At 64.9% G+C, this 11,781-nt stretch carries 10 protein-coding genes and 1 pseudogene; 6 read left to right on the top strand and 5 right to left on the bottom strand.

The annotated features are described in order from the left end of the window. The 4 genes from ACFW0B_RS13535 to ACFW0B_RS13520 form a co-directional block, all read right to left on the bottom strand. On the bottom strand, positions 1–282 hold a 282-nt coding region (locus ACFW0B_RS13535), incomplete at its 3' end, for a hypothetical protein (protein ID WP_449148925.1). A 14-nt stretch (positions 283–296) separates the two neighbouring features. Then, a complete protein-coding gene (gcvH, locus tag ACFW0B_RS13530; protein WP_449148923.1) occupies positions 297–674 on the bottom strand; it encodes a glycine cleavage system protein GcvH in 378 nt (125 codons plus the stop codon). Positions 675–1,040: 366 nt separating this feature from the next. Further along, positions 1,041–2,576, bottom strand: coding sequence for a sigma 54-interacting transcriptional regulator (locus ACFW0B_RS13525; RefSeq protein WP_449148921.1), 1,536 nt, complete (start codon positions 2,574–2,576; stop codon positions 1,041–1,043). Positions 2,577–2,598: 22 nt separating this feature from the next. Continuing rightward, positions 2,599–3,510, bottom strand: coding sequence for a LysR family transcriptional regulator (locus tag ACFW0B_RS13520; RefSeq protein WP_449148919.1), 912 nt, complete (start codon positions 3,508–3,510; stop codon positions 2,599–2,601). A 155-nt stretch (positions 3,511–3,665) separates the two neighbouring features. Here ACFW0B_RS13520 and speB point away from each other — a divergent pair, with 155 nt between their 5' ends. From speB to ACFW0B_RS13490, 6 genes and pseudogenes are all read left to right on the top strand, one after another. Continuing rightward, entirely contained in the window at positions 3,666–4,637 is a 972-nt protein-coding gene (gene speB / locus ACFW0B_RS13515; protein ID WP_151136018.1) for an agmatinase, read from the top strand. A 20-nt stretch (positions 4,638–4,657) separates the two neighbouring features. After that, positions 4,658–6,160 (top strand): aldehyde dehydrogenase family protein, encoded by a 1,503-nt coding sequence (locus tag ACFW0B_RS13510; protein WP_449148917.1) that lies wholly within the window; start codon positions 4,658–4,660, stop codon positions 6,158–6,160. A 99-nt stretch (positions 6,161–6,259) separates the two neighbouring features. After that, on the top strand, positions 6,260–6,433 hold the full coding sequence (locus tag ACFW0B_RS13505) for a hypothetical protein (RefSeq protein ID WP_190834324.1): 174 nt from the start codon (positions 6,260–6,262) through the stop codon (positions 6,431–6,433). A 3-nt stretch (positions 6,434–6,436) separates the two neighbouring features. Then, positions 6,437–7,918: a purine-cytosine permease family protein gene (locus tag ACFW0B_RS13500; RefSeq protein ID WP_271472050.1), complete on the top strand. Its 1,482-nt coding sequence runs from the start codon at positions 6,437–6,439 to the stop codon at positions 7,916–7,918. After that, positions 7,911–9,596, top strand: a complete 1,686-nt coding sequence (gene betA / locus ACFW0B_RS13495; protein ID WP_449148914.1) for a choline dehydrogenase — start codon at positions 7,911–7,913, stop codon at positions 9,594–9,596. The genes ACFW0B_RS13500 and betA overlap by 8 nt, the downstream gene beginning before the upstream one ends. Positions 9,597–9,754: 158 nt before the next feature. Beyond that, positions 9,755–9,976: pseudogene (locus ACFW0B_RS13490) on the top strand (alpha/beta fold hydrolase); the annotation flags it as partial. A 180-nt stretch (positions 9,977–10,156) separates the two neighbouring features. On the opposite strand, the gene glpD reads toward ACFW0B_RS13490, so the two are convergent. Beyond that, the gene (gene glpD, locus ACFW0B_RS13485; RefSeq protein ID WP_449148912.1) at positions 10,157–11,686 is read right to left on the bottom strand and encodes a glycerol-3-phosphate dehydrogenase; all 1,530 of its coding nucleotides are present in this window, start codon (positions 11,684–11,686) and stop codon (positions 10,157–10,159) included. Between the last annotated feature and the right edge of the window lie 95 nt (positions 11,687–11,781).

Here is an 11,781-nt window from a genome sequence, read left to right as displayed (position 1 = left end):
GGTGTGGCAGGGGTAGTAGCCCTGGCCGATGTAGTTCTTGAACAGCTGGTTCTTCGCGGCGATGGCCTTGATCGCGGCGAGGGCTTCGGCCTCGCCCTGGCCGGCCGGCAGGTCGAGCACGCTGGTGTCCTTGATGCTGTCGGGCACCACGCTGGCGATCATCGCCTCCAGGCTGTCGAAGCCGAGCAGGTCCAGCATGGCGTCGGTGTCGACCCCACGAGGACCGATGTGGCGCGGGACGAACTCGTTGCGCGTGTCCAGGGGGAATTGGGCGAGGCTCATGGCGGTTCCTCCGGTCAGGCGTGGTCGGCGAGGAACGCGTCATAGCCGGCCTGATCCATCAGGCTGGCGACGGCTTCGGGGCTGTTCGGACGGATGCGGAAGAACCAGCCGTCGTCCATCGGCGCTTCGTTGACCAGCTCGGGGGTGTCGGCGAGTGCCTGGTTCACTTCGATCACCTCGCCATCCAGCGGCATGGTGATGTTGCTGGCGGCTTTCACCGATTCCAGCACGGCCACTTCGGCGCCTTGCTCGTAAATACCGGTATCGGGCAACTGCACGAACACCACATCGCCCAGCGCTTCCTGGGCGAAGCTGGTGATGCCGACGGTGACTTCACCGTTGGGTTCGACGCGCAGCCATTCGTGCTCGGGAGTAAAACGCAGAGTGGTCATGGAGCTTCCTCTTGTTATCAGGTTGGGTCCCGAGCGGTTGGCTCGGCTGATGGAACAAGAGCAAGCGGGGTGCCAACTCCTTAAAGCCCTTGAATATCAACGGCTTGAGTGCTTGTTGGCACCTGGTCAGGCTTTTCCATGGAGCGATATCGCTCCACTCCGGAAAGAGTCTTTCAGCTGCTCTGAATGAGGAAAGCCCCGGAAGCCGGGGCTTTGGAGGAATTGGAGCGAAATCGCTCCAGTGGAACGGATTCGAACCGGGGGATGAACTGTAGGAGCGAACTTGCTCGCGAAATTCGCGAGCAAGCTCGCTCCTACAATGTCGAATGAATTCGACCCTGCAGGAGAGGTTGCCCCACGCCCGCCCTAGCGGGAAATGCCGTACTTGCGCAGCCGCTGTCCGATGGCGGTGTGGGAGGTGTTCAGCCGCGCCGCGAGCTGCCGGGTGGAGGGGTAGGCGGTGAAGAGTTGCTGCAGCAGGTTCTTCTCGAACCCCTGCACGGCGTCTTCCAGGCTGGTGACTTCCAGGGAATCGGCCTGCTGCGGGCCCAATGCGGTGCCCGCGAGTTCGAGGTCGTCGCAGTCGATCCGGTCGCCTTCGCTGATGGCGGCGGCGCGGAATATGACGTTTTGCAATTGGCGCACGTTGCCCGACCAGCGATTGCCCAGCAGCAGCGGGTAGGTGGCCGGGGCCAGCTGGCAGGGTGGTCGCTGGATCTGCGCGCAGGCCTGGTCGAGGAAACGCCCGGCGAGCAGGAGGATGTCCTGGCCGCGATCGCGCAGGGGCGGGACCTCCAGGCTGAGTACGTTGAGGCGGTAGAACAGGTCCTCACGGAAAGTTCCGGCGCCGACCATGCCTTCCAGGTCCCGGTGGGTGGCGCCGAGGACGCGGACGTTCACATGGACTTCACGGTCGCCGCCGACCCGGCGGAAGCAACCGTCGCTGAGAAAACGCAGCAGCTTGGCTTGCAGGTAAGGGGACATCTCGCCCACTTCGTCGAGGAACACCGTGCCGCCATCGGCCAGCTCCAGCAGGCCGGGCTTGCCGCCGCGCTGGGCGCCGGTGAAGGCGCCAGCCGAGTAACCGAAGAGTTCGCTTTCGGCCAGGCTCTCCGGCAGCGCCGCGCAGTTCAGCGCCAGGAAGGGCGCATCCTTGCGATCGCTCAGGGCGTGGCAGGCACGGGCCACCAGTTCTTTGCCGGTGCCGGTTTCGCCGCGAATCAGCAGGTGTGCGTCCAGCCGGGCGACCTTGTGCAGGCGCGCCTTGAGCTGCTTCAGGGGCGCCGACTTGCCCAGCAGGGTTTCCAGCCCTTCGCCGCTTTCCGGGCGCAGGGAGGCCAGGCGCGAGCCGATGCGGCTTGGCGGGTAGAGCGTCAGCAGGCTACCGGCCAGGTCCTGCGCCCCGGCGTCCGCAGCGCCCGTGATGGGGGTGGCATCCAGCAGCAGGGCCAGGCCCTTGAGCGCCACTTCGCACATGGGCAGGCGGAAGCTCCGCTCGATCAGGGTCTGCGCCAGGCCCGGGTCATCGAACAGGTTCGACAGGGGCTCGCCCGTCGGGTCGCGGCCGTAGAGGCTGACCAGCGAAGGGTTGGCCAGTAGCACGTGGCCGCTGGCGTCCACCGCCAGCAGCGGGTCGCTGACGGCGGCGAGCAGCGCGTCGAGCTGCAGGCGGCGGCGCTGGCCGGGGAGGATGTCCACCACCGTTACCGCCTGCACGCCCTGCACCCCGTGCAACGCTTCGCGCAGTTCTTCCAGCACCTCCGGACCGAGGGTGGGGGCGTCGATGTAGACGTTCGGCGGAATCATCTCCACGGCTTCGAGGTTGAGGTTGCGACTACCCAGCAGGGCGAGGACTTCCTGGGTGATGCCGACGCGGTCGATGAAGGTGACGTGTATGCGCATGGGGAATTCGCCTGCTGGCTGGTCAGCCCTTGGTCAGACCACCGGAACAGGCGGTCAGGTCTTCGAGGAAGGCTCGGAGGATCGGTGGCGCCGCGCCGCGACGGGTGATCACGTCGAACGGCGATTCCAGTTGGTCCCCGGAGATGGGCAGGTGCCGCATCTCGCGGGTGCTGACCCACTGCTCGGCGACGTGCGCCGGAAGCAGGCCGATGTAGGCGCCCGAGATCACCAGGATCGCCAGGGCCTCGATGTTGTCCACGGTGGCCGCCGCCTTGCTCACGCCGAGCACGTCGAGGTCGTACTGCTGCATGTAGCCGCGTACCGCGATGCGGCTTGCGGCAATGGCCTCGTGCAGCGCCTGCCCGGTCAGGTTGCTGGCGAACAGCGGGTGGTGACGCCCGCAATACAGCCCCAGCGCCTCCTGGTACAGCGGCGAGTAGTCGAGGCCGGGAATTTTCGCCGGAAAGTGACCGATGGCCAGGTGCAGCCGGTTATCCAGCACCCGCTCTTCCAGCTCCGCCGGGCTACCGACGTAGACGCTGAGGTGCACGTCGTGACCACGGGAGACGAAGCGCTGGGTGGCACGGGGCAGGGGGGAGGCGCGATCGGTGAGGGTGCTGTCGATGATGCCGAGGTTGAGCTTGCCGCTGATGCGCTGCTTGAGCACGTCGGCGTCCATGCAGAAGGTCTCCACCGCCGACAACAGGCGCTGGGTCGCCTCGTGGATGGCCACACCCTGCTCGGTCAGGCGGAAGCCACTGCGGCCGCGCTGGCAGAGCTTGACCCCGAGGCGGGTCTCCAGGTGGCTCATTTGTTCGCTGATGGTGGACTGACCGGCATTCAGGGCCGCCTGGGCAGCGGAAAAGCCCCCGCATTTGACGATCGTGGCGAAGACCCGAAGCAGCTTCAGGTCGACATCGTGCAACTGGATCACGTGGGCCTCCCGCTCGGCGAATTACATCGTTATCTGCGATATGAGCATCTGATGTTTGGCATTTTTACAAAATAAGTCTGCGCCTATGTTCGCTGCAACGGCGAATTCCAAGCCGGTTCGCCGACGACAGAAAACAAGAAGCGAGGCGCACCACGATGTCGAAGAATGCTTATGAATCCGGACGGTTGAACCTGCCTTTCGTAGGTCACTGCACGTTCGCAAAGTCCCCGATCTGTACCGATTGGGATGCCATAAACGCCGATGTCGCCGTGCTCGGCGCGCCCAATGACATGGGCACCCAGTGGCGCTCCGGGGCACGTTTCGGACCGCGCAGCATTCGCGAGGCATCCACGCTGTTCTCCTTCGGCCATTCCGGCGCCTACGACCACGAAGACGATGCCCTGTACCTGACCGAAGACCAGGTACGCATGGTGGATGTCGGCGATGCGGACATCGTCCACACCGACATGGCCAGCAGTAACGACAACATCGAATTCGCCGTACGCAAGATCCTCCAATCCGGTGCCATGCCGGTGGTGCTGGGCGGCGACCACTCGATCCATGCTCCGGTGATCAAGGCCTTCGAGGGTCACGCGCCCATCCATATCGTGCATTTCGATGCCCACCTGGACTTCGTCGACGAGCGCCACGGCGTGCGTTACGGCCACGGCAACCCGCTGCGCCGCGCGTCCGAGCTGGACCACATCGTCGGCATGACCCAGATGGGCATCCGCAACGTGTCGTCTTCCAACCGCGATGACTACGACGCCGCCCGCGCTGCCGGTTCGCAGATCCTGTCGGTGCGCGACGTGCGCCGCCTGGGCACCGAAGGTGTTATGGCGAAGATCCCGGAAGGCCTGGACTACTACATCACCATCGACATCGACGGTTTCGACCCGTCCATCGCCCCTGGCACCGGTACCCCCAGCCACGGTGGCTTCCTCTACTACGAGGTGCTGGAAATCATCCAGGCGCTGGCCAAACGCAGCCAGGGCCGGGTAGTCGGCATGGACTTGGTGGAGGTCGCACCGGCCTACGACCCCACCGGCGCCACCTCGATCCTCGCGGCGCAACTGCTGATGAACAGCATCGGCTTCATCTTTCACGAACGCGCCCGTAACCGCTGATAGGTCAGGAGGAAAAGAGAGTGGACATCAAGGTTAAAGACTATCTGCAGAAATTCGGTGTATCCGAGGCGACCCAGCGCTTTCTCGGCAAGTCCCAGAAAATGTTCGTCGGCGGTGCCTGGCTGGAGTCGGCTGACAGCGCCGAGGTGATCGAGCCGTCCACCGGCGGCGTGCTCACCCGCATCCCCATGGGCACCGCGGACGATCTGGAGCGTGCCGTGCAGGCCGCTCGCGCGCAGTTCGATGGCGGCGCCTGGAGCCAACTCAAACCCCTGGAGCGGGAACGCCTGCTGCACGGCCTGACTGACCTGATCGAAGCCAACGCCGATGAACTGGCGGAGATCGAATCCATCGACATGGGCAAGTCGGTCGCCCAGGCGCGGGTTGTGGATATCCAGGGCACCATCGACACCTTTCGCTACTTCGCCGGCTGGGCCAGCAAGATTCATGGCCGCACCGTGGAACCGTCGCTGCCCGGCAACTACCTGGCATACACCCGCAAGGAGCCGGTCGGTGTGGTGGGCGTCATCGTCCCCTGGAACTTCCCGCTGCAGACCATGGCCTGGAAGCTGGGCGCGGCGCTGGCGGTGGGCTGCACAGTGGTGGTGAAGCCGGCCGAGCTGACCTCCCTGTCGGCCCTGCGTTTTGCCGAACTGGTGCAGGAGGCGGGCATCCCCGATGGCGTGGTGAACATCGTCACCGGGCGCGGCAGCGTGGTCGGTGCGGCTATGTCCAGCCATCCGGGCATCGACAAGCTCAGCTTCACCGGATCGACCCCGGTGGGCTGTTCCGTCGGCAAGGCGGCCATGGACCAGATGAAGCGCCTGACCCTGGAACTGGGCGGCAAGTCGCCGGTGATCGTCTTCGCCGATGCCGATATCAAGGCGGCGGCCCAGGCAGTGGCCAACGGTGTGTTCTTCAACTCCGGCCAGGTCTGCGACGCCGGCACCCGTGCCTATGTCCATCGCAGCGTCTACGCCGAGTTCCTGAAGGAGCTGGCGGACTACACCGCAACGCTGAAGATCGCCCCCGGCCTGGACCCGGACTGCTTCATCAGCCCCATGGTGTCGCGTCAGCAACAGCAGCGCGTGCTGGAGTACATCGAGACCGGCAAGGCCGAAGGTGCGGAGCTGTATTACGGTGGCGAGCCGGTCGACGGCTCCGGCTTCTTCGTCCAGCCGACCGTCTTCGCCAACTGCCGCAATGACATGCGCGTCGTCCAGGAGGAAATCTTCGGCCCGGTGCTGGTGACCGCGCCCTTCGACGACGAAGAAGAAGCGCTGGCCCTGGCCAACGATTCGCTCTTCGGCCTGGCCGCGGCGCTCTATTCCAACGACCTTGGGCGGGTCCACAGCCTGATCCCGCGACTGCGTGCGGGCACCGTCTATGTCAATGCCCACAGCACCCTCGATCCCTCCATGCCCTTCGGCGGCTACAAGCAGTCGGGCTACGGCAAGGACCTCGGGTCGGAACAACTGGATTACCTGCTGGAAACCAAAGCCGTGTGGATCACACTGCCCTGAGGAGCTGGGCGCTGGTGTGCCGTCGCCTTCGGGCGGCGGCCCTGATTGGCCGGGATGCATCGAATTTCAAGAACAAGAACCCCTAGAGGTGATGCCCAGATGAACAGCCAACCTGATATCGAGCGTGCGCAAGAACTGGAAAGGCGCATACGCGTCTACGAACAGCTGGAATCAAGCAGAGAGTGGCCGGGGGCGCTGAACGCCGTCGACTACATAGCAACCATCCTGATGACGCTGGTTCTGGTCGTCGGCTTCTACCTCTGGGGGTACTGAGCCATGACCCGTCACGAACCCGTCAATCACAGCCTGGAAGCCGAGCGGGGCGATACGCCGCTCCTCCCCTCGGAACGCATGTGGGGCTTCTGGGAATTCACCTACGCCAACTCCGCCCTGGCCATCGCCACCTGGGCCTTCCTCATTGGTGGTGCCACGGCGCTTTTCGTCGGGCCGATGCAGGGCATCGCCGCCATCATCATCGGTAACATTCTCGGGGTGCTGCTGACCACCTTCGCCACCTGTGTACCCTGCGGCAAGTACGGCACCGAGCAGTTCACTTTCCTGCGCAGCATGTTCGGCGGCAACGGTAGCCGGTTGGTCTATGTGCTGGCAGTGGTGTTCCTCACCATGGGCTGGCTGGCAGTGCTGGGACTGATGTTCGGCCGCTCCATCGATGGCCTGACCGGTCTCGTGTCGGAGCACAAGGCCGACGCCAACGGCTGGCTGGTATTGGCGTCGGGCTTCTTCGCCATCGTCCTGACCGGTTTCGTGGTCGCCAAGGGGCCCACCTCGATCAAGGTGTTCAACACCATCGTGGCGCCGGCCCTGGTGGTGATCATGGGCGTGATGTTCTACATGATCCTCAGCGAGCACGCCTTCTCCGAACTGATGGCCATGCCCGCGCTGGATGCGCCGTTCGACGACAAACGGGTCAACTTCATGATCGCCGTCGAAGTGAACATGGCCGCGGGCTTCTCCTGGTGGCCCTATGTGGGCAACCTGGCGCGCCTGTCGAAGAACCAGCGCACCTCATTCTGGCCGAACATCATCGGCATCTTCGGCGCCGCCGCCCTTGGCGAAGTGGTGGGCCTGCTGGCCGCCGCCGCGCTGGGCGACAGCGACCCGACGGTGTGGATGACTCGCATCGGCGGCCTGACCTTCGGCGTCATCGCCCTGGGCTTCGTGGCCTTCGCCAACGTCACCAGCATGGTGAACATCCTCTATACCTCCATCGTCGGCCTGCGTCAGGTGGTCGGGCAGAAGTTGCGGGACATGAGCTGGGAATGGCTGGTGGTGCTGTTCTGCCTGATCCCGGCACTGATCGTGCTGTTCGCCCCGGGCATCTATGACGGCTTCTTCATCTTCCTGGTCTGGACCTCGGCCCTGAACAGCACCCTGGCAGGTATCGGCATCGCCGACTACTTCTTCCTCCGCCGCCAGCGCCTGAACCTGCGCCACCTCTACAGCGAGGATGAGCGGTCGCCGTTCCACTTCTGGCGCGGGTTCAACCCGGCAGCCCTGGTGGCGCTGGTCGCGGGCTTCGTCATCTACGTGGTGGTGTTCAACCCGCAGACCCTGGCCAACACCACCTTCTTTACCTTCGCCACCGCATCCCTGCCGTCCTGCCTTCTGGCCGGGGTGGTGCACTACGTGCTGACCCGCGTAATGGCCGCCCGCCTGGGCTGGGGCGCCTACCCAAAGGGCAACGAACGCAACGTCGAGGTTCTGGACCTCACCGCAAAGGGCTACAGCAATGAATAAGCGCTACGACTACATCATCATCGGCGCCGGTTCGGCTGGCTGCGTCCTGGCCAACCGCCTGACCGAGGATGCCGGCACTTCGGCCCTGGTCCTGGAATTCGGCGGCAGCGATCGCAGTGTGCTGATCCAGATGCCCAGCGCCTTCTCCATCCCGATGAACACCAAGAAGTACAACTGGCGCTACGAGACCGTGGCCGAGCCACACCTGGATGGCCGCCGCCTGCATTGCCCGCGCGGCAAGGTGCTGGGTGGTTCGTCCTCCATCAACGGCCTGGTCTACATCCGTGGCCACGCCTACGACTTCGACGAGTGGGAAAGCCTGGGTGCGAAGAACTGGGGCTATCGGAACTGCCTGCCGTACTTCAAGCGGGCGGAGACCTACAAGTTCGGTGGTGACGACTATCGCGGCGACAGCGGCCCGCTTTCCACCAACAACGGCAACAACATGCAGAACCCCCTGTACGGTGCCTGGGTGGAGGCCGGCGCCGAGGCTGGCTACATCAAGACCGACGACTGCAATGGCTACATGCAGGAAGGCTTCGGCGCCATGCACATGACGGTGAAGGACGGCGTGCGCTGGTCCACCGCCAACGCCTACCTGCGCCCGGCCATGGAGCGCCCCAACCTGACCGTCGTCACCCACGCCATGACCCGACGCATCATCCTCGATGGCAAGCGTGCCGTGGGCGTGGAGTACGACCAGGGTGGCCAGACCCATGTCGTGCAGTGCAATCGCGAAGTGCTGGTGTCTTCCGGTCCCATCGGCTCGCCGCACCTGCTGCAGCGTTCCGGCATCGGCCCGGCGGCGGTCTTGAAGAAGGCTGGCATCGAGGTCCGTCACGACCTGCCGGGTGTGGGCGAAAACCTCCAGGACCACTCGGAGATCTACATCCAGTACGCCTGCAAGGAGCCTGTCACCCTCAACGGCAAGATGAGCCTGTGGGGCAAGGCACTGATCGGCTTGCGCTGGCTGCTGTTCAAGGATGGCCTGGGCGCCAGCAACCACTTCGAAGCGGGCGGTTTCATTCGTTCCGAGAAGGGGCTGCGCTGGCCGGACATCCAGTTCCACTTTCTGCCGGCAGCGATGCGCTACGACGGTGACAAGCCGTTCAAGGGCCATGGTTTCATGGTACTGACCGGCCCCAACAAGCCGAAGAGCCGGGGGCATGTCCACGCACTGTCGGCTGACCCGTACCAGCACCCGGAGATCCGCTTCAACTACCTGGAGAGCGAAGAGGACCGCGAGGGCTTCCGCCGCTGCGTGCGCCTGACCCGCGAGATCATTGGCCAGCCGGCCATGGACCGTTTCCGTGGCGAGGAACTGGCGCCTGGTCCGCACGTGCAGACCGACGAGGAAATCGACGCCTTCGTGCGCGCCAACATGGAAAGCACCATGCACCCCTGCGGCTCCTGCCGCATGGGCGAGGACGACATGGCGGTGGTGGATTCCGAGCTGCGCGTGCGTGGCATCCAGGGGCTGCGGGTGATCGACTCGTCGGTCTTCCCCACCGAGCCCAACGGCAACCTCAACGCACCCACCATCATGCTCGCCGAACGCGCCTCGGACCTGGTGCGTGGCCGCAGGCCCCTGGCCCCCGAGGAAATGCCCGTGGGGCTGGCGGCCAATTGGGAAACTGCGCAGCGCAGCCACGCTCCCGTGCGCCAGGTCGGCGCCTGAGACTGGCATTGGGGAGGCGGCCGCGCCGGTCGCTTCCCCGGGCCTGGCAATGACCGTTCGGCGCTGATCATCAAACTGTCACCGTTCTGTGGCAGAGCGAACGGCAGGAATTCATCAGAATTGCGTTCGACTGGGGTTTTGCGCTCTGGATTTCCAACATGCGTGTGCTGATCCTGCTCGCCGCGCTCATTTGTGGCCTGCCTTCATTTGCTTTCGCCAACGCTCGCTGTGATGTGACCGTGCCGACGGAAACCGTCGACCTGGGTGAGGTGCGTCTGGCGTACCAGAGCGTGGGGCGCGAGCGCGATCCGGCACTGCTGATGATCATGGGCTTGGGTGGCCAGCTCATCCACTGGCCGGATGAGGTGGTGCAGCGCCTGATGGCCCATCGTCGTGCCGAGGGGCATGTGGCGCAGCTGTGATCACTGTCGGCGCCTGATTTCGTCGGGGCTCTTGTGGGGGCGAATTCATTCGCGAAGGGATGCGCAGCGTCCCCCTATGGGACCCACGGCCGAACCTTCGGTCCGGTTAGCGAATGAATTCGCCCCCACATGTACACCTCAGGCCGCATCCGCCCGCGGCCGGCGCGGATGTTCGTGCTTCAGGTACTGGGCCAGGCGCGCCTGCTGGGCCGTGCTCATGAACAGGCCGAGCTTGGTACGGCGCCAGAGGATGTCTTCGGCGCTGGTCGCCCATTCCTCCTGGCAGAGATAGTCCACTTCCCGTGCATAGAGGCCGGCGCCCAGGTGTTCGCCGAGGTCAGCCAGTTCACGGACGTTGCGCAGCAGGTGCCAGCTGCGGCTGCCGTAGAGGTTGGCCCAGCGCCGGGCGATGTGGGTGGGCAGCCAGCCGAAGCTGGAGCAGAGCTCTTCCACCAGGGCGCTGCGGCTTTCCATCTGTTCGCCACCCGGTAGCGGCGCACTGGCGGTCCAGGGACCCTTGGCCAAGGGGAACCAGGGCGCGAGCTGCTGCAGGGCGGCTTCGGCGAGTTTGCGGTAGGTGGTGAGCTTGCCGCCGAACACTGAAAGCAGCGGCGCATCGCCGGGGTGGGAGGACAGGGCCAGGGTGTAGTCGCGGGTCACCGCCGACGGATCGTCCGACTCGTCGTCGCACAGGGGACGCACGCCGGAATAACTGTGGAGGATGTCCTGCTCGCTCACCTGGCGCTTGAAGTGGCGGTTGACCACGTCCAAGAGGTAGCGGGTTTCTTCGGCGGTGATCGCCACCCGGGCCGGATCGCCGTGGTATTCGCGGTCGGTGGTGCCGATCAGCGTGAAACGCTCGAGGTAGGGAATTGCGAAGACGATGCGGCGATCCTCGTTCTGCAGGATGTAGGCCTGCTCACCGTCATGCAGGCGCGGCACGATGATGTGGCTGCCCTGGATCAGGCGCACGCCGTAGGGCGCCGTCTGCTTGAGATCCTCTTCGAGGAAGCGTGCCACCCAGGGGCCGGCGGCGTTCACCAGGGCGCGGGTGCGGATCGACAACAGGCTGCCATCGGCGCGCTCCAGATGGATATGCCAGAGACCCTTGCTGCGGCGGGCGCTGACGCAGCGGGTGCGGGTATGCACATGGGCGCCGCGCTCGCGGGCGGCCATGGCGTTGAGCACCACCAAGCGGGCGTCGTCGACCCAGCAATCGGAGTATTCGAAGCCGCGGGTGATCTCCGCCTGCAACGGGCTGCCGGGGCCGAAGCGCAGGCTGCGGGAGGCGGGCAGGCGCTCGCGCTTGCCGAGGTGGTCGTAGAGGAACAGGCCGGCGCGGATCATCCAGGCCGGGCGCAGGTGCGGCCGGTGAGGCAGGATGAAACGCAGCGGCTTGACGATGTGCGGCGCCTTGGCCAGCAGCACTTCGCGCTCGGCCAGGGCTTCGCGTACCAGGCGGAATTCGTGGTGTTCCAGATAGCGCAGGCCGCCGTGGATCAGTTTGCTGCTGGCCGATGAGGTGTGCTGGGCGAGGTCGTCCTTCTCGCAGAGGAACACCGACAGGCCCCGGCCAGCCGCGTCGGCGGCAATGCCGACGCCATTGATTCCGCCGCCGACGATGGCGAGGTCATAGACCTCGGCGATTGGGGAATGGTTGTGATTCATGGCAGGCACCAAGGTCGAAACTGAACTTAAGATGTTCACTTCCGAAAATAGCCTAGATGAGCTCAAACAAAATGACCAGCCCGATGCGCGGTTTC

The organism is Metapseudomonas phytobenefica, assembly GCF_043392685.1.
In the GTDB taxonomy this organism is placed as follows: domain Bacteria; phylum Pseudomonadota; class Gammaproteobacteria; order Pseudomonadales; family Pseudomonadaceae; genus Metapseudomonas.
Note: the sequence above shows the minus strand (reverse complement) of the source record. Positions and strands in the feature narration are given on the sequence as shown.